This window comes from Streptomyces sp. NPDC107550, assembly GCF_055639095.1.
The window spans coordinates 253,174-276,132 of record NZ_JBVKBC010000004.1 but is presented as its reverse complement, the minus strand read 5'-3'; the positions used below and the strand labels follow the sequence as shown (position 1 = coordinate 276,132).

Below are 22,959 nucleotides of genomic sequence, written 5' to 3'. Positions count from 1 at the left end.
CCCTACGACTGCGTCAGCACCTCGTCCAGGAACGGCTCGACCGCCGCGCGCCAGGCCGCCGGCTGGTCGTAGTGGACCAGGTGACCCGCGTCGGCGACCTCCGCGTACTGCCCGCGCGGCAGTACCCGTACCATCTCCTGCGCCTCGGCCCGGCCGAGCTGCCCGTCGAGGCCGCGGACCACGAGCGCCGGGCAGCGGACCCCGGCCAGCTCCTCCCAGTGCGCGTCATGGACCCACGTGGAGCGGGCCGTGAGCATCTGGGCGCGCGAGAAGACCGGCCGCCAGCCGTCCGCGGTCTCCGTCATGACCTCGGCGAAGAACTCGCCGCGTGCCGCGTTCGGCCGCTCCGCCCAGGGGTCGTCCTCCCCGAACCACTTGCGCACGTCCGCCAGCGTGGCGAACGGCAGCGGCCACGCCGCGAACCAGTCCTCCCACTCCCGCTGCGAGGCCGCCCCGAGCGCCGAGGCCCGCATGTCGCAGATGACCAGCCCCCGGACGAGGTCGGGGCGGCGCGCGGCGAGCTGCCACGCGGTGAGCGCGCCCATGGCGTGGCCGATGAGGACCGCCGGGCCCAGCCCGAGTTCCACCAGGGCCGCCTCGGCGTCGAGGACGTACGCCTCCCGGTCGAACGGGCCCTGCGGCGGCTTCTCGCTCTGCCCGTGCCCGCGCTGGTCGAGCGCCACCGCGCGGTGCCGCTCGGCGAGCCAGCGTGCCGTGCCGGCCCAGTGGGACGCCCGGCCCATCAGACCGTGCAGTAACAGCACGCCGGGCGTCCGGCCGGTCTCGCCCGTCTTGGGCGGGTCCGCGAACTCCCAGGCGGCCAGCCGGGCCCCACCCGCCCCGGTCACGTCGATGCGCCGCGCCATAGCCCCTGCCACCCCCTCGTGGTCACTCCTGTGAACGCCGTACGGCGCACATTATCGAACTCTTTTTCGAAAACTCGGCGTTCGGCCGCAACACCCCTCATTCGAGTGACCCCCCTCCAGGAATGACCGGCGCGGCCGAGGGGATCTCTTCATCGGGAGGCGGACCGCTCGGGGAAACCGGTCCGACGGGGCGACCCTGGGAGCTCGGGGCTCCGGGTCGCGACAGGGGAGGACAGGCCCCGGCGCCGCGAGGCGCCGGGGCCCTCTGCTGCCCAGGCCGCGCAGACGGTGCGGACGGTTCCGACGGTGATGACGGTGATGACGGTGACGGCGCACGTGGCGTCGCACGTCGGCGCGGTGAGCGCCCCCCGCGCTCCCCGCCTCGTGAACGGCAGGTCCATGCCTGGCCCCCTCCGGTCATATGCCTCACGCGACAGCCTTGCACGCGAAGCGCGCGGGCGCTGCGGTTCCGCACACTGAATCTTCGATTTTGTGCGGATGCGTCGACGGAGCGGAGAAAACCCAACTGTCCCGCACGTAACGGGGGTTCGGCGGGGCGTGCGCCCGAGTGCGCCGGAGTGCCCCCCCCCGGCGGGGCCCGCCACCGGGAACCTCCCGGAAACACGGCGGCCGGGCCGGGGAAGACCCCCGGCCCGGCCGCCGCCGACGCCCTCGCGCGCTACCGCTTGGCCACGAAGACATGCGAGGCGATGTCCGCCTCCAGCTCCGCCGCCTCACCACTGCTGCCCACCAGGACCCCGCCCGGCGACCGCGTCACGCTGACCACCGAACCGGGCTGCACGCCCGCGCGCCGCAGCGTGTACATGAGCTGCGCGTCCGTCTGGATCGGCTCACCGATGCGCCGGACGACGACGGTCTTGCCATCGGGGCCCGCCTCCAGATCGGCGAGCGAGACCATGCCCTCGTCGAGGAACGGGTCCGCGCCGTCCTTCTCGCCCAGCTCCTCGAGGCCCGGGATCGGATTCCCGTACGGGGACTCCGTCGGGTGCCGCAGCAGTTCGAGGACGCGGCGCTCCACGGCCTCACTCATCACGTGCTCCCAGCGGCACGCCTCCGCGTGCACCTGCTCCCACTCCAGGCCGATCACGTCCACGAGCAGGCACTCGGCGAGCCGGTGCTTGCGCATCACGCGCGTGGCCAGCCGCCGGCCCTCCTCGGTCAGCTCCAGGTGCCGGTCGGCGGCGACGGCGACCAGGCCGTCCCGCTCCATACGGGCCACGGTCTGGCTGACCGTCGGGCCGCTCTGGTCGAGCCGCTCGGCGATCCGGGCGCGCATGGGGACCACACCTTCCTCCTCCAGCTCGAGGATGGTGCGGAGGTACATCTCCGTCGTGTCGATCAGTCCGGACATACGTGCCCCTCGTGTAGCTCTGTAGCTCCGCAGTGGCCCCGCTGGCTCGCCGCGGCGCTCGTGCGCTGGCCCTGCACCCAATTCTGACGCATACCGCTGACAACCGTGCCGCACCAGGGAAACGGCGGCCCGCGGCCCCCCGGACACCGTATTGACAGGGCGCTGGTCCAGACCGCACGGTGATCCGCGACACAGCGCGCGACCACTCACAGCAAGGGGCTACGCCGATGAGCGACAGCAAGCCGGCCACGCAGTACCTCGACGCCGCCATCGGCCTGCTGGAGCGGGTCCGTGACGAGGAGACGGCGAACATCGCGGCGGCCGGCACGCTGCTCGCCGACACGGTGGCCTCCGGCGGGCGCCTGTTCGCCTTCGGCGCGGGGCACTCCTCGCTCGCCGCGCAGGACGTCGTGTACCGCGCCGGCGGTCTCGCCCTGATGAACCTGCTGGCCGTGCCCGGGGCCGTCGGGGTCGACGTCATGCCCGCGACGCTCGGCTCCGCGCTCGAACGGGTCGACGGGCTCGCCGCCGCCGTCCTCGACTCCTCGCCGGCCCGCGCGGGCGACGCCCTCGTGATCATCTCCCTGTCCGGGCGCAACGCGCTGCCCGTCGAGATGGCGCTCAACGCGCGCGCCCTCGGGCTCAAGGTGATCGGCGTCACGTCTCTGGCGTACGCGAGCGGGCCCGACGCGCCGCGTTCCCGTCATGTGTCGGGGACGTTCTTGCGGGACCACTGTGATGTCGTCCTCGACTCCAAGATCGCCGTGGGGGACGCGGAGCTGACCCATGACGGGGTGGACGCGCCGTTCGCGCCGGCCTCCACGGTGACGACCAGTGCGCTCATGCAGGCGATGCTCGCCACGTGTGCGGCGGCTCTTGCGGACCGGGGGATTCAGCCGCCCCTTCTCCGCTCCGGGAACGTGGACGGCGGCCACGACTGGAACGCCCAGGTCTTCACCCAGTACGCCGACAGAATCTTCTACCACCACTAACCCCCTCCGGGGACCAGCCCCACTTGATCGACCGGCGCTCAGACCAGCCCCCTCAGGGGCGCGGGAACGCCGGCCGCTGAGGAGCGGGCGCTCAGACAAGCCCAGTCAGGGGCGCGGGGAACTGCGCGAGAAGCCCCACCGGGGCTGAACTGGACGCACAACGTGCACCGACCCGGCGCTGGGTGCCGCCTTGCCCACCCGTGCCGCCCCAGGCGGCAGACTGCCCAAGGCGGCGGGCGCCGAAGAAGTGCCTGAGTTGGCAGCCCCGTCAGGGGCGCGGGGAACTGCGCGCTCGGCCACGACGCACCCGGCACTCTGGGGCTCCGCCCCAGCCCCCGCTCCTCAATCGCCGGAGGGGCTGGGAGTTGGCGGCGAGGCCAGCCCCCATGGCCCCAGGGCCGGAGGCCGCGCGCGGGCGCTCAGACCAGCCCCGTCAGGGGCGCGGGGAACTGCGCGGGAAGCCCCGCCGGGCTGGACTGAACCCACGACCGTCACGCACCCGGGGGTCCCGGAAAACTGCCCCCGTTGGAACATCCGTCCCTCTATGAGCCCCCCGCCAGATCCACTGCGGAAGCGACCCTCGCCGCCACGCTCTCCGCGTACATCACATCCCCCCGCTCGAAGGCCGCCCGACTCGCCCCGCGCAAGAACGTGACGACCCCGAGGGTCCGCCCCCGGCTCCGCAGCACCGCGCACAACGCGTACAACGACCCCTCGGGCCACTGCCGCTCCACCGCCCACCGGGCCCCGGCCCCGCCGCCCGGCGCCTCCGCCCGCACCGACCCCGCCCGCAACACACACCGCACCGCCGGATGCGCCTCCTCGTACCGCAGCGGCAGCGCCCCGCGAGCCGCCGGGATGAGGGCGCTGGGCCCCGGCCCCCCGAAGGGCGTGGCGGCGGCCCGTACGAGCCGCGGCGGCTCCTCCGAGACGAGCAGGTCGAGCACCGCGTGATCCGCGAACCCGGCCAGCGCGAAGTCGAGCTGGACGGTCGCCGCCTCGGCCGGATCCTCGCACTCGGCGGCCGCCCGGGCCGCCCGGTGCAACTGGTGCGCGCGGAACCGCAGCCGCGCCGCGTCCTGCTCGGCCCGCTTCGCCTCCGTCACGTCCTGGAACAGCCACGCCACCCCGAGCGGCACCGGCTCCTCCGTCAGCGGCGAGGCGAGCCGCACGAAACCGCTGCGCCAGCACCGCCGTTCACCCCCGCCCTCCTCGGAGGCGCCCGCGCGCAGCGTCACCCAGATCTCGGCCGGGGCGGGCGGCGCGCCTTCCCCGAGCACATGCGCGAGGGCGCCCTCCAGCTCCTCCACGCCCTGCCCGACGAGGTCGCCGAGCGGGCGGCCGAGGACGGTGGCGCGGCCGGAGCCGAGGGCGCGGGCGGCGTGCTCGTTGACCACGGCGGGCCGCAGGTCGGCGTCGACCAGGACGACCCCCCACGCGGCGTCCTCGAGCAGCGCCTCGCTGAGCGCGATGGACCGCTCCAGGTCGATCTGCGCGTGCACCTCGCTGAACGCGCAGTACACCCCGGCCGCCGCCCCGCCGGGCCCGCGCACGGCCGCCGACTGCATGCGTACGAGGACGCGCCCGCCGTCCTTGGTGACGAGCGCGAACTCGTGGACCTGCCGGCCCGGCGCCCGCATCGCCGCGAGCAGCCGGTCCTCGACCTCGCCCGCGTCGGCGGTCCGCACGGCCCAGCCGGCGAACCCGCGCCGCCCCACGGCCTCCGCCGCCGTCCAGCCGAGGACACGCTCGGCCTCGCGGTTCCAGTGCGTCACGACGCCGTCGGCGTCGAAGGCGCACAGGGCCGCGTCCATCCCGTCGAGCAGCGCGGCCAGCAGATCGGCCCCGTCCGGACCGGCGCGGTCCGGCTCGTCGGGCCCCAGCGCGTCGGTCGTCCCACTACGCCGTGAAGCACTCACCTGGCACCCCCCGCAGGCTGTGTGGGCGCGTCCTGTCCCGATCATTCAACTCGAACGTGACGCATCCCACAGGCAGTTCCCGCAACTCGAAGCAAACGGTCGACCCCAACACCCCCAGCATGCAGTCATGACCACCACACCGGACGGCCGCCCCGTCCCCGCACCGCACACCGACGAACGCGCCACCCTGAGCGGCTGGCTGGACTTCCACCGCGAGACCCTGGCGCTCAAGTGCGCGAACCTCACCGACGAGCAGGCCCGCCGCGCCGCCGTCCCCACCTCGGAGCTGACCCTGCTGGGCCTCGTCCAGCACCTCGCCGAGGTGGAACGCAACTGGTTCCGCCGCATCCTGGGCGGCGCGGACGTGCCCGCCGCCGAGCCGGGACAGCCCGGTTCCTTCACGCTCACCGCCGACCGCGACCTGCCCGCCGCGCTCGCCCAGTGGCGCGCGGAAGTCGTCCACGCGCGCGAGGTGAGCGCCGCGACGCCCCTGGACGCGCCCGGCACGCTCTCCCCGCAGGAAGCCGCCCACGCGGGCTCCCCGACGGTCTCGCACCGCTGGATCCTCACCCACCTCATCGAGGAGTACGCCCGTCACAACGGCCACGCCGACCTGCTGCGCGAGGCGATCGACGGAACGGTCGGCGCGTAGCCGGGCCCGCTTCCATCCCGTACGGAAAAACCGGTTGAACGCCTCCGGGCGCCTTCCTAGGGTGGTGCGCACACGAGAAGGGAGGTGGTTCGGCAGATGTATGGAAACCGGACGCGTGAGGTGACTGCGGGCTAGCGGCCCGTCGTCGCATCTCCCATTCGGCGCCGGACCCGCGCGTGCGACATGCGCGCAGCCGGCCCAGTCCCGAGCAGTCACCCGACCCGCGAGCCGCCGGTACGTCCGGCCGGCTTCCGACCGCCCTGGCGCGGAAGGAACCACGGCTCGCGGGTCGTCCGCGTCCGCGCGCGCCCTCCCCGTCCGCGCGCCCGGGACACGTCACCCCTTGCTGACCGCCGTGAGGATCTCCGGCAGCCGGGCCGCCGCGCGCGGCGCCGCGAGCCGCAGCCCGAGCAGCGTGACGCCGGCGCCGTAGGCCGCGCCGACCGGCAGCAGCGTCCACGTGTACGCGGCCGAGCCCGTCGCGTGCAGCGTCACCGTGAGCGCGAGGACCGGGGCGCACAGCAGCGCCGCCGCGACCATCCCGCCGAAGATCGAGATCCAGGCGAGACCCGCCTGCCCAGGCGCCACGTTCTTGTAGCCCTCCTGCGGGATCGAGTACGGGAAGCGCGCCGAGGTCCACGCGCCCGTCGCCAGCATCGCCCCCAGCAGCGCGAACCCGAGCCCCAGCACCTCCGGCAGATCCGCCCACGCGCCCAGCATCGCCGTCGTGACGACCGTGACGAGGACCGTGTACGGGAGAGTGATCACCAGCAGCGCGAGCGCGCGGGCACGCAGTTCCACGTACGCGTCCCGGGGAGAGGCGATGGTCAGCGCGACCATCCAGAACGCGGACGTGTCCTGCCCGAACTGGTTGTACATCTGCACGCCGAGCATCCCGGCGGCGAAGCACGCGAAGTACACCGAGCCGGTGCCCTGGAGGGCGTTGAAGACGGGCACGATCAGGCCGATCGCCAGCGACGTGATCCACGCCGCCTTGGTCTTCGGGTCGCGCCAGATGTAGCGCAGCCCGCGCTCCATGACCGTGCCGGTGCGCCCGCCGGGCAGCAGCCGCGTCCCCCGCGCCCCGCGCCGGGCGCGCCGCCGGGACGGTTCGGCGGCCCGCACGGTCGAGCTGTCGGGGCTGGTCATCAGGCGGACCAGGGAGCGCCGCCACAGGGCGACGACGGCCACCGCCGCGCCCGCGCACAGGGCGAGTTGCGTAAGGGCCCGCCCCCAGTCGCCGTGCCCGGCCGCGTCGACGGCGGCGACGGCGGACGCGGGCGGCACCCAGCGCAGCACGTCGGTGACCGGCTCCAGGGCGCTGATCCCGCCCGCCGCGCCGAGGCGCTGCGCCCCGAAGTTGACGAGCTGCGCGCCGATGGCGACGACGAGCCCGCTGAGGACGGCCAGATCGCGGCCCTTGCGGCTGGTCAGCAGCCGGGTGTTGGCGGCGGCGACGGCCCGCGCCAGCGCCACGCACGTCAGCACGGCGAGCGGCACGGCGACCACGGCGACGACCGCGCCGCCCGCACCGCGCGCGACGGCGTAGGCGCTGCCGCCGATCAGCGTCAGCGTGAACAGCGGCCCGATGCCCACCAAGGAGGCGACGAGCAGGGCCCGTACGAGCGGGTCGGGGCGCAGCGGGAGCATGACGAGACGGGTCGGGTCGAGGGTCTCGTCGCCGCTCGGGAAGAACAGGGGGAGCACGGCCCAGCCGACGGCGAGCACCGCCGGCAGCAGTACGCCGACGACCGGCGCCTCGGGGCGGCCGTGCAGCAGGACGAGCCCGATGAGCTGGCCTGCGGCGACGAGCAGCGCGACCACGGCGGATGCCACATAGGCGGCGCGCCGCCCGGCGGACTGGCGCAGCCCGCCTCGCAGCAGCGCCAGCTTGAGGCGGACGAAGGTCTTGGTGAGGGGCTCGGCGGGGCGCGCGGCGGAGGCGGTCTGCGGGGTGCCGAGCGCGCCGGGGCGCACGGTCTGCGGGGCGCTCTCGCTCATCGCCGGCCGCCGCCCAGCCAGTCGAGGACGCCGTCGTCGCCGCGTTCCTGCGCGCCCACGAGCCCGAGGAACGCCTCCTGGAGCGAGGCGGCGCCGCCTCGCACCTCGGCGGTGGGGCCCTGCGCGCGGATGCGTCCGGCGGCCATGACGGCGACCCAGTCGCACAGCGATTCGACGAGTTCCATGACGTGCGAGGAGAAGACGACGGTGGCGCCGGAGCGCGTGAAGCGTTCGAGCACGCCCCGGATGGTCTGCGCGGAGACCGGGTCGACGCCCTCGAACGGCTCGTCGAGGAACAGCACTTCGGGGTTGTGCAGCAGGGCGGCGGCCAGGCCGATCTTCTTGCGCATGCCGGTCGAGTAGTCGACGACGAGCTTGTCGGCGGAGGGCCCGAGGTCGAGTACGTCGAGGAGCTGCGCGGCCCGCTTGTCGACCTCGGCGCCGGGCAGCCCGCGCAACCGGCCGGTGTACGCGAGCAGTTCGCGCCCCGACAGCCGCTCGAACAGGCGCAGCCCCTCGGGCAGCACACCGATGCGGGCCTTGACCTCGGCGGGATCGGCCCACACGTCGTGGCCGGCGACGCGCACGGTGCCCCGGTCGGGGCGCAGCAGCCCGGTCACCATGGACAAGGTGGTGGTCTTGCCCGCGCCGTTGGGGCCGACGAGGCCGATGAAACGGCCCGCCGGCAGCGTCAGGTCCACGCCGGCGACCGCGGTCTGCGGCCCGAACGCCTTCCACAGATCCTCGACGCGCACGGCCGCGCTCTCGCCGCCCACGGCCGCGCTCTCACCGGGCGGCACGCTCTCGCCGGGCGGCACGCTCCGCCCGGGCCCCGTGTGCCCGCCGCCGGTCTCCCCGCCGTCCCCGGTCTCCCCGCCGTCCCCGTTCACCCCGTCGACCATGCCCGCCCTTTCGTCGTCGTGCGTCTTGGCACGATACGTCGGCGGGCTTCCGCGCCGCCCGCGCGCGAAGGGCCCCGGGCTACGGCCTGTCCTACGGGCGGCGGCCCTCGCGCCCGCACGCGTAGGCGAGCGGCGAGATCAGCTCCTCGGCGTCGGGCAGCCAGCGGTTGGCGGGGGTGGGGCGGCACGCCCACTGCACGGCGCCCCGGCTGCCGAACCGGGTCGGCGGCGCGGCCACGTACGCGCCCTCACCGAGCGCCATCAGGTCGAGGGCGGCGGGCGGCCAGCCGAGCTTGCGTACGAGGTCGGGCACCTTGGCGGTGGCGCCGGGCAGCACGAAGAACTGCATGCGCCGGTCCGGGGTGCAGGTGACCGGGCCGAGCGTCAGCTCCATGCGCTCCATGCGGGCGAGCGCCAGGAACCCGGCGGTCTCGGGGACGTCGATGGCGTCGAAGGTGCGCCCGGTCGGCAGCAGGATCGACGCGCGGGGCTGCTTGGTCCACAGGCGGCGGGCGACGGTCGCGCTGCCGGTGGCCTGCGTCGCCCAGTCGGGACGCGCCGGGTGTGCGCCGGGGAGGGCGCACGCGGGGTCCTCGCACGAGCAGCGCTGCGCCCCGTCCTCGAACTCCAGCCAGGTGCCAGGGAACACGTCCCAGTGCCGTTCCTCCGCGTAGCGCACGGCTGTGTCGAGGAGGGACTCGCCGCGCTGCTGCGGGATCTGTCCGGTCGCGGTGAGGGGTGAGGTGACGTCCTGGGTGCCTGCGATGGTCTCTTCCACGACGTTCTCAACTCCCGCCGCAAGCTGGGGTTACGGGCGCACGTACGGGCGGTACGGGGGCATCGTTCCCGCTTGTGGGGCGCATGGGTGCATGGGTGGGGGCGCGCGTGCGAGACGGCCGCCGGCGGTGGGTAGGGCCCCGGAGGGACGAGGACGGCGGAGGGCCGGCGGCGCGTCCGGGACCCGCCCGGGGAACCGGACGAGTACCCGTTTGTGTGCATCTTCCGCGCATTTTCCCTTTGTTCCCAGGGCAGTGATCCAACCACCGGCTGCCGCACGGCAGTCGACACCCGGACGGGCACAGCAGGGGGTACGCCATGGCCGCACGGCCACTCGTCGCGCGACAGCCCAACGAACGGCTGCAGGCGCTCATCCAGGAGGCCGGCTGCTCCAACGCGGGCCTGGCCCGCAGGGTCAACATGTGCGGGGCCGAGCACGGCCTCGACCTGCGCTACGACAAGACCTCCGTGGCCCGCTGGCTGCGCGGGCAGCAGCCGCGCGGCCGGGCCCCCGGCATCATCGCGGAGGCGCTCGGCCGCAAGCTCGGGCGCACGGTCACCATCGACGAGATCGGCATGGCCGACGGCAAGAACCTCGCCGCAGGCGTCGGCCTCCACTTCTCGCCGACCGTGCTCGGCGCCATCGAGCAGGTCTGCGAGCTGTGGCGCAGCGACGTGGGCCGCCGCGACTTCCTGTCCGGCTCCTCCGTCGCCTCCTCCGCGCTCGTCGAACCCAGCAGGGACTGGCTGATCTCGGTCCCCGACTCGCAGGTCGCGCGCAGCGCCGGGCCCCGCGTCGGCCTCCCGGACGTCGCCGCCGTACGGGCCATGACCCAGGCCCTCACCGACCTCGACCACCAGTACGGCAGCGGGCATGTGCGGCCCGTGCTCGTGCACTACCTCAACAGCGTGGTCAGCGGGCTGCTCGCCGGTTCCTACCGGGAGGCCGTGGGCCGGGACCTGTTCGCCGCGGTCGCCCGCCTCACCGAACTCGCCGGGTACATGGCCGTCGACACCGGCCAGCCAGGGCTCGCCCAGCGCTACTACATCCAGGCGCTGCGGCTCGCCCAGGCCGCGGGGGACCGCGGCTACGGCGGTTACGTGCTCGCCGCGTCCATGAGCCACCTCGCGGCGCAGCTCGGCAACCCGCGCGAGATCGCCCAGCTCGCCCGCGCGGCTCAGGAGGGGGCGCGCGGGCGCGTCACACCGCGCGCGGAGGCCATGTTCCACGCCGCCGAAGCGCGCGGCCACGCGCTCCTCGGGGACGCGCGCGCCGCCCAGAACGCGATCGGCAGTGCCGTCACCGCGATGGACCGGGCGGGCGGCCCCGACAGCGGCGACGACCCGGCCTGGATCGCCCACTTCGACCACGCCTACCTCGCCGACGAACTCGCTCACTGCCACCGCGACCTCGGCCAGGGCCGGGAGGCGGCCCGCTGGGCGCAGGAGGCCCTGGAGGGCCACCCGCCGTCCCGGACCCGGCGCCGCGCCATCGATCTCGTCCTCCTCGCCACCGCGCAGGTCCAGCAGCGCGAGGTGGAGCAGGCGTGCCACACCGGTACGCGGGCCGTCGAACTGCTCGGCACGGTCCGCTCCGGCCGGGGCGCCGAGTACCTCGACGACTTCCGTGAGCGGCTCGCGCCCTTCCGCGACGAGCCGGTCGTCCGCGAGTTCGGCGCGCGCGTCGAACTCCAGGCGGCCTGAGCCGACATGGGCCGCACAGGGGGGTGGGAAACAGCGTCGCCGCAGGCAGTTTTGTTACTCCTGTCACGGGGGAGGCTCCCCGGTTTTGAGCTGCGTAGCACGGGCGTGCGAGGACCCGGTAGCGTGAGCCGACGATTCCGAAGGTCCCCCATACGTAGGAGTCCCGGTGACGCAGCAGAGCGGACAGAGCGGCCACGGCGGTCAGGGTGACGCGCACCCTCCGCAGGCACGCCCGGCGCACGAAGGCGTCGTGCTGCCCGCCGACGGCGGCGAACCGCTGCTGCCGGGCACGTTCGGCGACCAGCAGGGCCCCGCGGGCGCCACGCCCTGGGGCCGGCCGTGGGGCCCGCAGTCGCAGCAGACGCAGGACGCGGGCCCGATGCCGTCCTACGAGTGGGACCAGAACGCGGGGCAGCAGGGCCCCGCCTACGGGCAGCCCGCGCCGATGCCCCCCGCCCAGGAGCCCGAGCCCTACGCCGGTCCCTACGGCGGCGCGTACGAGGGGGGCGGCTACGACGGCGGCGCGTACGGCACCGGGCCCGGTCCCGCGCAGGCGCAGGCGCAGCCGCTGCCGGCGCCCGGCGCGGCCCCAGGCGGGTACGACGGCGACGCCACGCAGTACATCGCGCCCGTGCCCGCCCAGCCCCAGCAACAGCCGCAGCCTCAGCACCAGCCGCGCCACCAGGCCCAGGCCCCGGCCCCGGCCCAGCATCAGCACCAGGACCAGTTCCCGCACCAGCCGCCGACGCCGGGCGCGCTGCCGCCGGAGGCGCCGGTCGCGGACGCCACGCAGTTCCTCGGCCGGACGCCGGGCGGGCCGCTGCCAGGGGCGCTGCCCGAGGCCATCCCCGGCGGTCCCGACAGCGAGGCCACGCAGTACATACCCCCGGTGCCCGCCCAGCCGCAGGCCCAGGCGCAGGCCCCGGCCCAGCCGTACGACATCCGGCCGGGCACCCCGGGCGAGCGGCAGCCTCCCGCGGAGTTCGACGCCCTCTTCCGCACGGAACCCGAGACTCCGGCCGCCTCCACGCAGCAGATGCCCCGTTTCGACCCGCAGGCGCCCGCCCCCGGCGGCCCCGGCGGCGGCGGTCACGTACCGCCCGTGACCCCGCAGGGCTACGAGCCCGCACCGGCCCGGCGCGGCAAGTCCCGTACCGGCTCCAAGGCGCCGCTGATCGCGGCCGTCGGTGTCGGCATCCTCGTCCTCGGCATCGGCGCGGGCGCTTTGATCGGCGGCGGCGGGGACGACGACAAGAAGGCCGACCAGACCAAGACCGTCTCCGACTCCTCGCCGGCCGGCTCGCAGAGCCCGTCCCCTGCGCCCGACCCGGTGCGCGCGCAGGCCGTCGCCCTCGACAAGCTGCTCGGCGACTCCAACAACAGCCGCTCCTCGGTCGTCGCCGCCGTCGCCAACATCGGCGGCTGCAAGCAGCTCTCGCAGTCCTCCAAGGACCTGCGCGACGCGGCGACCCAGCGCGACAACCTCGTCACCCGGCTCAACGGCCTCGCCGTCGACAAGCTCCCCGACAACGCCGCCCTCAAGGACGCCCTGACCCGCGCCTGGAAGGCGTCCGCGTCCGCCGACAGCCACTACGCGGCCTGGGGCGACCAGGTCGGCGGCCACCGCGGCTGCCACAAGGGCCACGCCCGCCCCACCCAGGAGCGCCGCCTCGGCGACCGCGCCAGCGGCACCGCCTCCGCCCAGAAGGCCCGCGCCGCCAAGCTGTGGAACGCCATCGCCGGCAAGTACGGCCTGACCCAGCGCTCAGCCGTCCAGCTCTGATCACCGTCCGGCTCCGACCACCGTCCGGCTCCGACCGGCGTCCGGCTCCGACCGGCGCGCCCCGGCGTGACTGGTATTACTGGGGCATGACGGAAGAGATTGCACGGTCCGCGATCGACACGTTCATCTCGGCGTTCAACGCCTCGGACGACAACTACGTGACCGATCTGCTCTCCCAGGCCCTCACCACAGACGTGGTGTTCTGGGGGCCGCTGGGCCGCAGCGAGGGCATCGCGGCGGTCGAGCGGTTCGTACGGGACATCCGCCGCCACCCGGCGGGCACCGGCACGATGGTGCGCTGCTCTGCGGTGGACATGCCGGACGAATGGGCCCGCTACCAGTGGGTGTTCACCACCCCGGACGGCGGGCCGCGGCTGGCCGGCACGGACGTCGTCCATCTGCGGCGCAGCCTCATCGACCAGATCATCGTGTTCGCGGGGGAGATCGGCCCCACCGCCCGCTGACCCCGCGCGGGCGCCCCCGCCAGAGGTACTACCAGAGGTACTAGCGGACCCGGGCCAGCGTGGCCGTCACGTCGACCGCTTCCCTGCGGGTCGCCACGAGACGGCCGTGCCGGACCTTCTGGAAGGTGACCCGGGCGTTGACCAGGCGGGGGAAGTCACCGGCCGCCGACATGTGGTCGTAGCCCCAGCGCAGCGGCGGGGTCAGGCCGCCGGTCGTGACCCGGGTGCCCTTGTCGAGCGCCCGGCGGACCGTGCGCGCGCTCACCTCGCCGCCGTCGAGCGACGCGACGACCTGCCGCAGCACCGTGTACGCGATCCACGTCGTCTGCACGCCCGCGTCCGCCGGGTCGATCCGGTTGTCGTCGAACGCCTGCTCCGTCAGCGCCCGCCGCATCGGCTTCCACCGCGCGTCGTCGGCCGCCGGGTACCAGCCGGTGACGTACGCGCCCTCGTACGGGCCGCCCGCACCGCCCGTACGGTTGATGACCGTCTGGTCGACGCTGCCGAGGACGGTCGAGGTGCGCACCGCCGGATACTCGGCGCGCAGCCGCCGGAACGAGTCGAAGAACGTGTCCGTACGGGCCCCGAGCGCCGCCGCGACACAGCCGCCGCCGGCCGGGGCCGCGCTCGCCGCCGCCAGCGCCTGCCGGGCCTGCGCCGCGTAGTCGGTGGCGTCCTCGGCGGCCCGCAGATCGGTCGCGGAGGGCCGCCCGCGCAGCCCGAGGCCCGCTGTGAGCAGCGGCGCGAGACCGTCGCCCGCGATGGTGTCGGGGCGGACGAGGACCGTGCGGGAGCAGGTCGCCGAGAGCTGTTCGCCGTTGCCGGCGAGGAGCGCGGCCTGCCCGCCGTTGACCGGGTAGGACAGCGGGCTCGTGAACTCCGCGTCGCTGATCCCGTACCCGCCTATGTAGGGGATGCCCGCCGACTCCAGCGGCGACAGGAACGCGCGCCCGTGCTGGCTGTAGGAGCCGACGACGGCGACGACGCCCTGGTCGACGGCGGCGCGGGCGCAGCGGGCCGCGTCCACGCTGTCGTTGTGGTCGTTGCAGGTCACGACGTTCAGCCGGTGTCCGGCGAGGCCGCCGTGGGCGTTGACCCAGCGGGCGTACGCACGGGCCGTGGCGGGCATGCCGGGCATGTTCGTCGCGTCGGTCTGCTCCGGCGCCCACGTCATCACGGTGATCGGCCGGTCCCTGGCGCCCCCCGTGGCGCCAGGGACCAGCCCGCAGCCCGCGACGAGGGCGGCGCCGGTGATGACGGCGGCCGCCCGCAGCGCGCGGGTCAGGCGGATGCGGGGGAGCGGAATCGGGGGGAGCAGGCGCCGGCCGGTCATGGACCTGCACGATTCCGCCGCATGCCTAACCGTGGAGTGACCCGCGCTCAACGCGTGGTGACGTGGAGGTGAATTACGGGGGCCCGGCCCGGCGGCCCGGCGCGGGACGTACGATCGATGACCGTGCAAAGCTCGGAGAACTCTTCCCGCCGTGGCCGTCGCTCCACGAGGATGGGCGGCATGCCACTCAACGACATGCCGTGGTGGCGCTGGCGCAGCAACGTGCGCTCCGCGCTGCACATGCTCTCCGACCCCGCGTTCCAGCGGGACGTATGGCTCGCGGGTGTGGACGGCTACGGGGACGTCACCGACGCCGTGTACCGCCTTGTCGAGGACACCTGGCTCGACAACTGGTCCGCCGAGAAGTACGTCGGCACGATCTTCCGCGACTCGCAGGAGGCCGCGCTCGTCGACTCCGCCGTGCTGCGCGTGCTGCGGATCATGCACCAGGTCGGCCCGGACGCGCCGGTCTCCGCCTACCTCGACCACCCCGGCTGGCCCGACGCGGTGCAGGCGGCGCGCGACGCGCACGTGCGGCTCGCCACGAGCGACGGCGAGGACCCCGACACGGCGCCGCGCACCCTCGAAGTGCTGCGCATCATGACGCGGGCCGCGTAGGGGCGCGCAGGCGGCTGCGTAGGGCCGCGCGGCGGGATTCTCGCGGGGTTCGCGGTCTCCCGGCGCTGTCCGGTACCCGGGACGCGGCGGCCCGCGGCGCCCTCGGTGTGCGAACCTTTTCCGCATGAACGAGCAGTCCGCCGCCACCGGCCCCGAGCAGTACGTCCTCACCCTCTCCTGCCCCGACAAGCAGGGCATCGTGCACGCGGTGTCCAGCTACCTGTTCATGACCGGGTGCAACATCGAGGACAGCCAGCAGTTCGGCGACCACGACACCGGTCTGTTCTTCATGCGGGTGCACTTCAGCGCGGACGCGCCGGTCAGCGTGGAGAAACTGCGGGCGAGCTTCGCGGCGATCGGCGACTCGTTCAAGATGGACTGGCAGATCCACCGGGCCTCCGAGCGGGTACGGGTCGTGCTCATGGTCAGCAAGTTCGGGCACTGCCTGAACGACCTGCTGTTCCGGACGCGGATCGGGGCGCTGCCCGTCGACATCGCGGCCGTCGTCTCCAACCACACGGACTTCGCCGAGCTGGTCGCCTCCTACGACATCCCCTTCCACCACATCCCGGTGACGAAGGACACGAAGGCGGACGCCGAGGCGCGGCTGCTGGAGCTGGTCCGCGCGGAGGGCGTCGAGCTGGTCGTCCTCGCCCGGTACATGCAGGTGCTCTCCGACGACCTGTGCCAGCAGCTCAGCGGGCGGATCATCAACATCCACCACTCGTTCCTGCCGAGCTTCAAGGGCGCGAAGCCGTATCACCAGGCGCATGCGCGGGGCGTCAAGCTGATCGGGGCGACGGCGCACTATGTCACCGCGGACCTCGACGAGGGGCCGATCATCGAGCAGGAGGTCGAGCGGGTCGGGCACGACGTCACGCCGGATCAGCTCGTCGCCATCGGGCGGGATGTGGAGTGTGCGGCGCTGGCCCGGGCGGTCAAGTGGCATGCGGAACGTCGCATCCTCCTGAACGGGCATCGCACGGTGATCTTCGCGTAACGGGGGTCCCTTGCCGGGTGGGTGGAGGTCTCGCCTCGGGTGCGGCTCCGGTGCCGGGTGCGTGATCGTTGTGCCTCGGGTGCGGCTCCGGTGCCGGGTGCGTGATCGTTGTACCTCGGGTGCGGCTCCGGTGGGGCTTCTCGCGCAGTTCCCCGCGCCCCTTACGGGGCTGACCTGAGCGTCAACTCCTGGCCTCCGGCCCGGGGCCCTGGCGTGCTGGCCCCAGCGCCAATTCGCAGCCCCTCCGGCGCTTGAGGAGCGGGGCCTGGGGCGGAGCCCCAGAGTGCCGGGTGCGTTGTGGCTGGTCGCGCAGTTCCCCGCGCCCCTGGGGAGTTCCCCAGCGAAGGCCGCTCGCACCTCGGCTTGCGCAGTTCCCCGCGCCCCTGACGGGGTTGGCCTCAGCGCCGGTGAATCAAGCCCCTCCGGCGCTTGAGGAGCGGGGTCAGGCCGATAGAGGTTCGGAGTTGTTGTCTACCGCCGTTGTCAGGTTCGGGTAGACGTCGAAGAGGCGGCGGACACCCAGCGCCGCGAGCACCCGATTGACATGCGAACCGTCCTCCGCCCCCCGCGCCGGCAAGATCACCCGCAACCGCCCCTGACAGGAGCGGATCAACCGCCGCGAGGCGATGAGGACGCCGACGCCGCTGGAGTCGCAGAAGAGGACCTCGGAGAGGTCGAGGACGAGGCTGTGGCGACCGTCGGCGACGGCTTCGTGCACATGCTGCCGCACCATCGGCGACGTCACGAGATCCATCTCGCCCGCCACACTCACGACGGCCCAGTCGCCCCGCTCTCCCTCAGTCACTTTGAGCGCCACGCGCCACGCCTCTCGCTCGCCGATCCGGAACCGGTCACTACGTTTCCACTGCGCGGCTGCCCGACCGCAGTGCGCTGAAACGCCGCGCCCACCTCGCACACTTATCACATATGACTGCAATAAGAACTAGCCGGGCGGACCCAAAGCAAACGGGAGGTAAAACGTCCGGCGCGCGGCCCCGCGGGCTTATCACCGCATGACGCACGGGAGCGCACAATGCGGAAAAGGTACGTGCGTTGTCAGTGGCGCCGACTACATTCGAAGAACGAGGACAGCAGCAAGGCAGGCACACGGTAAGGGCAGTCGGTGAGGGGGCCTCATGCCCAAGGACACTCCGTCCCGCTGGGACCGGAGGATGCAGCAGCGCCTGGCGCACGGCGAGGCCGCCGCGCTCGGGGAGCTGTACGACCGCTTCGCGTCCCTGGTCCACGGCCTCGCCCACCGCGTCCTCGACGACGAGGAGGCCGCCGACCAGATCACCCGCGAGGTGTTCACGCGGATCTGGGAGAACCCCGAGGCGTACGACCCCAAGCGGGGCCCGCTGCGTTCCTTCGTCGCCGCGCTCGCGCACGGGCAGGCCGTCCAGCGGCTGCGCCAGACCGAGTCCGCCGCGCTCGTCCGCTCCGGGCTCGGCACCTCCGAGGACCTGGAGCGCAAGGTGCGCCGCGCCTCCGCCGCCGCCCGCGCCGACTACATCGTGACGTCCATGCCCGCCCCGCTGCGTGACGCCCTCGTCCTCGCGCACTTCCAGCGCCGTGACTACCGCCAGACCGCCGCCGACCTCGGCGTCACCGAGGACGAGGCCCGCCGCCGGCTCCGCCTCGGCCTCCAGCTCCTGTCCACGGCGCACGACAGCGCCATACCGCCCGGTGGTTACGGGAGGCCGGCGTGAGCGGGGCGCGCGGGCCGGACCGCTTCGACCCGTACGAGGACGGTCCCTACGGCGACTCCCCGCACGGCGACCACGGCCACGGCGGCGGGCCGCCGCGCATACCGACGCCGCGCACCTCCGTCGAGGACACCGGGCAGCCGCTGCCCGAGGCCCCCGCCGCTCCGCCCCCGCTCGACCACCATGTGCTGAAGTCGCTGCTGGGCGCGTGGGCGCTGTCCGCGTGTTCGCCCGAGGAGAGCGCCGCCGTCGACGCGCACATAGACGCCTGCGGGACGTGCGCCGAGGAGGCGTTCCGGCTGCGGGACGCCGTGGGGTTGCTGCGGCCCGACGAGTCCCTCGACCTCGACCCGCTGCTGCGCTCCCGCGTCCTGGAGGTCTGCCTCAGCCGGCGCCCCGCCCGCGTGCCGGTGCCCGGGTGGGCCGGGCCGTACGACGCGGAGACCGCGCGGCTCGACGCGCTCCTGAAGGACATCGGCGACGGCGAGTGGCACGCGCCGGTGCGGCTGCGCTGGTTCGACGGGTCCGAGCAGGTCAGCCGCAAGACCACGGTCGCCGGGGTCATCGCCCATCTGACCAGCGTCGACGGGATCGTGGCGCGGGCGCTCGGGCTCGACGACCCGCTCGGGTCGCCGGTGCCTCGGGAGCTCGGGCCGGCGGAGCGCACCGAGCGGTACTGGAAGGCGTCCTACTTCCCGCCGACGCGGGCCGTGCGGGCGCCCTGGCGGGACCAGTCGCACTCCCTGATCCGTACGGTGTCGTTCACGGGGACGGCCGGCGAGGGCGGCCGGGCCGAGAGCGGGGGCGGGCTGCCCGTCTCGTACGGGGACTTCGAGCTGAGCCTGCGCGATGCGATGGTCGACCGGGCGTTCGAGTGCTGGGTGCACGCGGGGGACATCGCGCACGCGGTCGACTATCCGTACGCGGCGCCCGCGCCCCGGCATCTGTACCGGATGATCGATCTGGCGGCGCGGATGCTGCCGGGGTCGCTGGCCGAGCGGCGGCGGCGGGGGCTTGCGGCGCCGGTGCGGGAGTTGGTCAGTGCGGGGGCGCCCGGGCGGTCGCTTCGGCTCGAGGTCGAGGGGGCCGGGGGCGGGGAGTGGCTCATCGCGCTGGACTCGCCGGGGGCGGTGGGGTCGGCGGAGCGGGAAGTCGCCCATATCGCGCTCGACGGGGTCGAGTTCTGTCAGCTTGCGGCGGGGCGGGTCTCTCCGGGCGAGGCGGCGGCTGGGCAGGTGGGTGATCGGACGGCGATCCAGGAGGTCCTCACCGCAACGGCAGCGCTCAGCCGCTTGTAACCGGGCCTCTACCCCGGAGCCCGGGAGCGGGCGCTGAGGTCAGCCCCCCCCAGGGGCGCGGGGAACTGCGCGCTCGGCCACGACGCACCCCGCAATCTGGGGCCCTGCCCCAGCCCCCGCTCCTCAATCGCCGGAGGGGCTGGGAGTAGGCGCTGAGCCCAGCCCCGCCCTCCAGGCACGCCCGGGCCGGAGGCCAGGAGTTGACGCTCAGGTCAGCCCCGTAAGGGGCGCGGGGAACTGCGCGAGCGGCCACGACGCACCCGGCACTCTGGGGCTCCGCCCCAGCCCCCGCTCCTCAATCGCCGGAGGGGCTGGGAGTTGGCGCTGAGCCCAGCCCCGCCCTCCAGGCACGCCCGGGCCGGAGGTCAGGAGTTGGCGCTGAGCCCAGCCCCGGCCTCCAGGCACGCCCGGGCCGGAGGCCAGGAGTTGGCGCTGAGCCCAGTCCGCCAGGCAACCCAGGGGCTCAATTTCCGTACCGTTCGCGGAGTTTGTACTTCAGCACCTTGCGGAGCGTCTCGTTGCGGGGCAGGGACTCGACCGTCTCCACTTGTTCCGGCAGTTTGAATGTCGGCAGGGCGCGACCCCGTAGGTAGGACGTCAGGGACGCAAGGGTCAAGGGCGCGGCCCCCGGCCGGAGTTCGAGTACCGCGCAGACCCGTTCGCCCCGCTCCGCGTCCGGCAGCCCGATGACCGCCGCGTCCTGCACCGCAGGGTGTTCGTGCAGCAGGTCCTCGATCTCCTTCGCGGAGATGTTCTCGCCCTTGCGGATGATGATGTCCTTGGCGCGCCCGGTGAGCACCAGATGCCCGGAGGGCAGGACGTGCCCGAGGTCCCCGGTGATCAGGAACCCCTCCGCGTCGAACGCCGCCGCCGACTGCTCCGGGTCGAGGTACCCCCGGCACACCGCCTCGCCCCGCAGCCTGACCTCCCCGTCCACCCCGGGCGGTACCTCCTCGCCGTCCGCGTCGACGACCTTGATCGTCATGCCCTCGGGCGGCCGGCCCTCCGTCGTCGCCAGGTGCCCGGCCGTGTCGTCGGGCGCCCCCATCGTGATCATGGGGACCTCGGTCATCCCGTACCCGTGCGTGAGCTGGACGCCCATCTCGCGCACCACCGCGTGGTACAGCTCGGGCGGCTTCGGGGCGCCGCCGCCCGCGAGCAGCCGCAGCGTCGGGATGACCGGGTTGCCGGGGTCCTTGCGCTGCTCGGCGAGGAACATCGAGTAGAACGCCGTCGAGCCGCCCGCCACCGTCACCCCGTGCCGCCGGTACTCCGCGAGTGCGTCCGGCAGCGCGAACTGCTCGAACATCACCGCGGGGAACCCGTACAGCAGCAGCATCACCGTGTAGTCGGGCCCCGCGATGTGCGCGTACGGGAAGGCCATCGAGCCCACGTCGGACGGCGACAGGCGCAGCGCGTGCGCGAGGCAGGAGCCGCCCGCGATCAGGGAGCGGTCGGTGTGCAGGACGCCCTTGGGGTCGGAGGTCGTGCCGGAGGTCCAGTAGATCCAGCGCACCGACGTGCCGTCGCCGGGCGGGGGCGGCAGGACGGCCGGATCGCCCTCCGGCAGATCCTCGTACGCCTCGAACACGCCCCGCGCGCCCAGGCGCCGCGCCATCTCCGTGTGGTCGAAGCCGCGCCACACGCCCGGCGACGCGAAGAACTCCGCCTTCGACTCCCGCAGGGCGAAGCCGACTTCGCGGTCCCGGTAGAAGGGGATGACCGGGCTCTGCACCGCGCCGATCCGGGCCAGCGCGAACGTCAGCAGGGCCGTCTCGATGCGGGTGGGGAGCTGCCAGGCGACGACGGTCCCGGGGCGTATACCCCGCTCGTGGAGGCCGGCGGCGACGCGTTCGGCGCGTTCGCGCAGGGCGCCGAAGGTCAGCACGCGCTCGCCCTGGAGCAGCACCGGGCGGTCGGGGGTGAGGGCGGCACGGCGTTCGACCAGCTCCCACAGCGTGCGGGCCCCGCCCAGCTCGTGCGCGACACGCCGCGCCCGCGAGGCATCCGTGGCGCCGTCGTCCCCCGCCCCATCGGCGCCCGTCCCATCGACCCCCGTCCCGTCGTCCCCCGCCCGTGGCCCCGGCACCGCAGACCCCGGCATCCCGGACCCCGGCACCCCAGACCCCCGCCCCGCCCCCGGCACGGCCCCCGCCCCGGGCCCCCCGCTCGTCTGCGTTCCCATCCTGCGTACCCCTTCCGGACGTCCGCGGACGACGCACCCGTACTGACGGGCCGTCAGATGTGACCGTGAGCGTAAGTCCACGCTTCTTGTAGGTCCAGGCATGCGGGGCTAGCCTTCGATCTGACGGCCCATCAGGTAAAGCCGTCGCACCGCACACCGCAGGGCAACGGCGGAGGGGCACAGCACTCATGACGGAACTGCCGCGCATCGTCAGCGTCGACGACCACGTGATCGAACCGGCCCATCTCTTCGAGACCTGGCTGCCGGCCAAGTACCGCGAGCGGGGCCCGAAGCCCCTCACGGCCGGCATCGGTGAACTGGCGTACGTCGGCGGGAAGTACCAGATCACGATGGACCCCGACGGGCCGCCCACCGACTGGTGGATCTACGAGGACCTGAAGTTCCCGTACAAGCGCAACATCGCCGCCGTCGGCTTCGACCGCGACGACATGACGCTTGAGGGCATCACCCGCGACGAGATGCGGCGCGGCTGCTGGGACCCGAAGGCGCGCCTCGCCGACATGGACCTCAACCACGTCGAGGCGTCCCTGTGCTTCCCCACCTTCCCGCGCTTTTGCGGCCAGACGTTCGCCGAGGCGCACGACAAGGAGGTCGCCCTCGCCTGCGTCCGCGCCTACAACGACTGGATGGTCGAGGAGTGGTGCGGCGACAGCGGCGGCCGGCTCATCCCGCTGTGCATCATCCCGCTGTGGGACATCGACCTCGCCGTCGCCGAGATCCGGCGCAACGCGGCACGCGGGGTGCGGGCCGTGACGTTCTCCGAGATCCCGACGTACCTCGGCCTGCCGTCGATCCACTCCGGGTACTGGGACCCGTTCTTCGCGGTGTGCCAGGAGACCGGCACGGTCGTCAACATGCACATCGGGTCCTCGTCCCAGATGCCCGCCGCGTCCCCCGACGCGCCCCCCGCCGTCCAGGCCAGCCTCAGCTTCAACAACGCGATGGCCTCGATGATGGACTTCCTCTTCTCCGGCGTCCTCGTCAAGTTCCCGACGCTCAAACTCGCCTACAGCGAGGGGCAGATGGGCTGGATCCCGTACGCGCTCGAACGCGCCGACGACGTGTGGGAGGAGCACCGGGCCTGGGGCGGTGTGCGCGACCTCGTGCCCGAACCGCCGTCCACGTACTACTACCGGCAGATCTTCTGCTGCTTCTTCCGCGACAAGCATGGCATCGCCTCGCTCGACGTCGTCGGCCGCGACAACGCCACCTTCGAGACCGACTACCCGCACGTCGACTCGACGTTCCCGCACACCAGGGACGTGGCCCTCGACCACGTCAAGGGCCTCGACGACGAGACGATCCACAAGCTCATGCGGGGCAACGCCATCCGCATGCTCGGCCTCGACCTCGACCGGTAGCGCCC

Annotated in this window: 19 protein-coding genes; 10 read left to right on the top strand and 9 right to left on the bottom strand. The window is 73.7% G+C overall.

Annotated elements, in window-relative coordinates; all coding sequences use genetic code 11:
• Positions 1-2: 2 nt before the first annotated feature.
• Both ACZ7LY_RS08410 and ACZ7LY_RS08405 read right to left on the bottom strand, forming a co-directional pair.
• On the bottom strand, positions 3-866 hold the full coding sequence (locus ACZ7LY_RS08410) for an alpha/beta fold hydrolase (RefSeq protein ID WP_471623738.1): 864 nt from the start codon (positions 864-866) through the stop codon (positions 3-5).
• A gap of 679 nt (positions 867-1,545) precedes the next feature.
• Entirely contained in the window at positions 1,546-2,238 is a 693-nt protein-coding gene (locus tag ACZ7LY_RS08405) for a metal-dependent transcriptional regulator (RefSeq protein ID WP_471623737.1), read from the bottom strand.
• A 227-nt stretch (positions 2,239-2,465) separates the two neighbouring features.
• Between ACZ7LY_RS08405 and ACZ7LY_RS08400 the strand changes: the two genes are divergently transcribed.
• Complete coding sequence (locus ACZ7LY_RS08400) at positions 2,466-3,230, top strand: SIS domain-containing protein (RefSeq protein WP_471623736.1); 765 nt, start codon at positions 2,466-2,468, stop codon at positions 3,228-3,230.
• 542 nt (positions 3,231-3,772) lie between these two features.
• Here the strand turns inward: ACZ7LY_RS08400 and ACZ7LY_RS08395 are convergent.
• The gene (locus ACZ7LY_RS08395) at positions 3,773-5,149 is read right to left on the bottom strand and encodes a PAS domain-containing protein (RefSeq protein WP_471623735.1); all 1,377 of its coding nucleotides are present in this window, start codon (positions 5,147-5,149) and stop codon (positions 3,773-3,775) included.
• Between the two features lie 127 nt (positions 5,150-5,276).
• On the opposite strand from ACZ7LY_RS08395, the gene ACZ7LY_RS08390 reads away from it, so the two are divergent.
• Entirely contained in the window at positions 5,277-5,801 is a 525-nt protein-coding gene (locus tag ACZ7LY_RS08390; RefSeq protein WP_471623734.1) for a DinB family protein, read from the top strand.
• Positions 5,802-6,137: 336 nt separating this feature from the next.
• Here ACZ7LY_RS08390 and ACZ7LY_RS08385 read toward each other — a convergent pair whose 3' ends face one another.
• The 3 genes from ACZ7LY_RS08385 to ACZ7LY_RS08375 form a co-directional block, all read right to left on the bottom strand.
• Entirely contained in the window at positions 6,138-7,802 is a 1,665-nt protein-coding gene (locus ACZ7LY_RS08385) for a transporter (RefSeq protein ID WP_471623733.1), read from the bottom strand.
• The gene (locus tag ACZ7LY_RS08380; protein ID WP_471623732.1) at positions 7,799-8,704 is read right to left on the bottom strand and encodes an ABC transporter ATP-binding protein; all 906 of its coding nucleotides are present in this window, start codon (positions 8,702-8,704) and stop codon (positions 7,799-7,801) included. Before ACZ7LY_RS08380 ends, ACZ7LY_RS08385 begins: the two co-directional genes overlap by 4 nt.
• A gap of 91 nt (positions 8,705-8,795) precedes the next feature.
• Positions 8,796-9,482 carry a bifunctional DNA primase/polymerase gene (locus ACZ7LY_RS08375; RefSeq protein WP_471623731.1) on the bottom strand — a complete coding sequence of 229 codons (687 nt, stop codon included), beginning with the start codon at positions 9,480-9,482 and terminating at the stop codon, positions 8,796-8,798.
• 317 nt (positions 9,483-9,799) lie between these two features.
• Here ACZ7LY_RS08375 and ACZ7LY_RS08370 point away from each other — a divergent pair, with 317 nt between their 5' ends.
• From ACZ7LY_RS08370 to ACZ7LY_RS08360, 3 genes are all read left to right on the top strand, one after another.
• Entirely contained in the window at positions 9,800-11,185 is a 1,386-nt protein-coding gene (locus ACZ7LY_RS08370) for a transcriptional regulator (RefSeq protein WP_471623730.1), read from the top strand.
• A 166-nt stretch (positions 11,186-11,351) separates the two neighbouring features.
• A complete protein-coding gene (locus ACZ7LY_RS08365) occupies positions 11,352-12,968 on the top strand; it encodes a hypothetical protein (protein WP_471623729.1) in 1,617 nt (538 codons plus the stop codon).
• A gap of 86 nt (positions 12,969-13,054) precedes the next feature.
• Positions 13,055-13,432 carry a nuclear transport factor 2 family protein gene (locus ACZ7LY_RS08360; protein ID WP_471623728.1) on the top strand — a complete coding sequence of 126 codons (378 nt, stop codon included), beginning with the start codon at positions 13,055-13,057 and terminating at the stop codon, positions 13,430-13,432.
• Positions 13,433-13,472: 40 nt separating this feature from the next.
• Here the strand turns inward: ACZ7LY_RS08360 and ACZ7LY_RS08355 are convergent, their stop codons facing one another.
• Positions 13,473-14,765, bottom strand: a complete 1,293-nt coding sequence (locus ACZ7LY_RS08355) for an ABC transporter substrate-binding protein (RefSeq protein WP_471623727.1) — start codon at positions 14,763-14,765, stop codon at positions 13,473-13,475.
• 117 nt (positions 14,766-14,882) lie between these two features.
• Between ACZ7LY_RS08355 and ACZ7LY_RS08350 the strand changes: the two genes are divergently transcribed.
• Positions 14,883-15,383 (top strand): SCO4402 family protein, encoded by a 501-nt coding sequence (locus ACZ7LY_RS08350; RefSeq protein WP_471623726.1) that lies wholly within the window; start codon positions 14,883-14,885, stop codon positions 15,381-15,383.
• 124 nt (positions 15,384-15,507) lie between these two features.
• Entirely contained in the window at positions 15,508-16,383 is an 876-nt protein-coding gene (gene purU / locus ACZ7LY_RS08345) for a formyltetrahydrofolate deformylase (RefSeq protein ID WP_471623725.1), read from the top strand.
• A gap of 442 nt (positions 16,384-16,825) precedes the next feature.
• Here the strand turns inward: purU and ACZ7LY_RS08340 are convergent, their stop codons facing one another.
• Positions 16,826-17,200, bottom strand: coding sequence for an STAS domain-containing protein (locus ACZ7LY_RS08340; protein ID WP_471623724.1), 375 nt, complete (start codon positions 17,198-17,200; stop codon positions 16,826-16,828).
• 319 nt (positions 17,201-17,519) lie between these two features.
• Between ACZ7LY_RS08340 and ACZ7LY_RS08335 the strand changes: the two genes are divergently transcribed.
• Both ACZ7LY_RS08335 and ACZ7LY_RS08330 read left to right on the top strand, forming a co-directional pair.
• The gene (locus ACZ7LY_RS08335; protein ID WP_471623723.1) at positions 17,520-18,092 is read left to right on the top strand and encodes a sigma-70 family RNA polymerase sigma factor; all 573 of its coding nucleotides are present in this window, start codon (positions 17,520-17,522) and stop codon (positions 18,090-18,092) included.
• Positions 18,089-19,387 (top strand): zf-HC2 domain-containing protein, encoded by a 1,299-nt coding sequence (locus tag ACZ7LY_RS08330; protein ID WP_471623722.1) that lies wholly within the window; start codon positions 18,089-18,091, stop codon positions 19,385-19,387. The genes ACZ7LY_RS08335 and ACZ7LY_RS08330 overlap by 4 nt, the downstream gene beginning before the upstream one ends.
• Positions 19,388-19,850: 463 nt before the next feature.
• Here the strand turns inward: ACZ7LY_RS08330 and ACZ7LY_RS08325 are convergent, their stop codons facing one another.
• Complete coding sequence (locus ACZ7LY_RS08325; protein ID WP_471623853.1) at positions 19,851-21,362, bottom strand: class I adenylate-forming enzyme family protein; 1,512 nt, start codon at positions 21,360-21,362, stop codon at positions 19,851-19,853.
• Positions 21,363-21,760: 398 nt separating this feature from the next.
• On the opposite strand from ACZ7LY_RS08325, the gene ACZ7LY_RS08320 reads away from it, so the two are divergent.
• Positions 21,761-22,954 (top strand): amidohydrolase family protein, encoded by a 1,194-nt coding sequence (locus ACZ7LY_RS08320; RefSeq protein ID WP_471623721.1) that lies wholly within the window; start codon positions 21,761-21,763, stop codon positions 22,952-22,954.
• Positions 22,955-22,959 lie beyond the last annotated feature (5 nt).

Excerpts from the sequence above, each read along its gene's own strand:
- ACZ7LY_RS08380 (WP_471623732.1), bottom strand. The coding sequence starts at position 8,704 with ATGGTCGACGGGGTGAACGGGGACGGCGGGGAGACCGGGGACGGCGGG.
- ACZ7LY_RS08335 (WP_471623723.1), top strand. The coding sequence starts at position 17,520 with ATGCCCAAGGACACTCCGTCCCGCTGGGACCGGAGGATGCAGCAGCGC.
- ACZ7LY_RS08405 (WP_471623737.1), bottom strand. The coding sequence starts at position 2,238 with ATGTCCGGACTGATCGACACGACGGAGATGTACCTCCGCACCATCCTC.
- purU (WP_471623725.1), top strand. The coding sequence starts at position 15,508 with ATGAACGAGCAGTCCGCCGCCACCGGCCCCGAGCAGTACGTCCTCACC.
- ACZ7LY_RS08355 (WP_471623727.1), bottom strand. The coding sequence starts at position 14,765 with ATGACCGGCCGGCGCCTGCTCCCCCCGATTCCGCTCCCCCGCATCCGC.
- ACZ7LY_RS08400 (WP_471623736.1), top strand. The coding sequence starts at position 2,466 with ATGAGCGACAGCAAGCCGGCCACGCAGTACCTCGACGCCGCCATCGGC.
- ACZ7LY_RS08360 (WP_471623728.1), top strand. The coding sequence starts at position 13,055 with ATGACGGAAGAGATTGCACGGTCCGCGATCGACACGTTCATCTCGGCG.
- ACZ7LY_RS08370 (WP_471623730.1), top strand. The coding sequence starts at position 9,800 with ATGGCCGCACGGCCACTCGTCGCGCGACAGCCCAACGAACGGCTGCAG.
- ACZ7LY_RS08390 (WP_471623734.1), top strand. The coding sequence starts at position 5,277 with ATGACCACCACACCGGACGGCCGCCCCGTCCCCGCACCGCACACCGAC.
- ACZ7LY_RS08385 (WP_471623733.1), bottom strand. The coding sequence starts at position 7,802 with ATGAGCGAGAGCGCCCCGCAGACCGTGCGCCCCGGCGCGCTCGGCACC.
- ACZ7LY_RS08320 (WP_471623721.1), top strand. The coding sequence starts at position 21,761 with ATGACGGAACTGCCGCGCATCGTCAGCGTCGACGACCACGTGATCGAA.
- ACZ7LY_RS08410 (WP_471623738.1), bottom strand. The coding sequence starts at position 866 with ATGGCGCGGCGCATCGACGTGACCGGGGCGGGTGGGGCCCGGCTGGCC.
- ACZ7LY_RS08350 (WP_471623726.1), top strand. The coding sequence starts at position 14,883 with ATGACCGTGCAAAGCTCGGAGAACTCTTCCCGCCGTGGCCGTCGCTCC.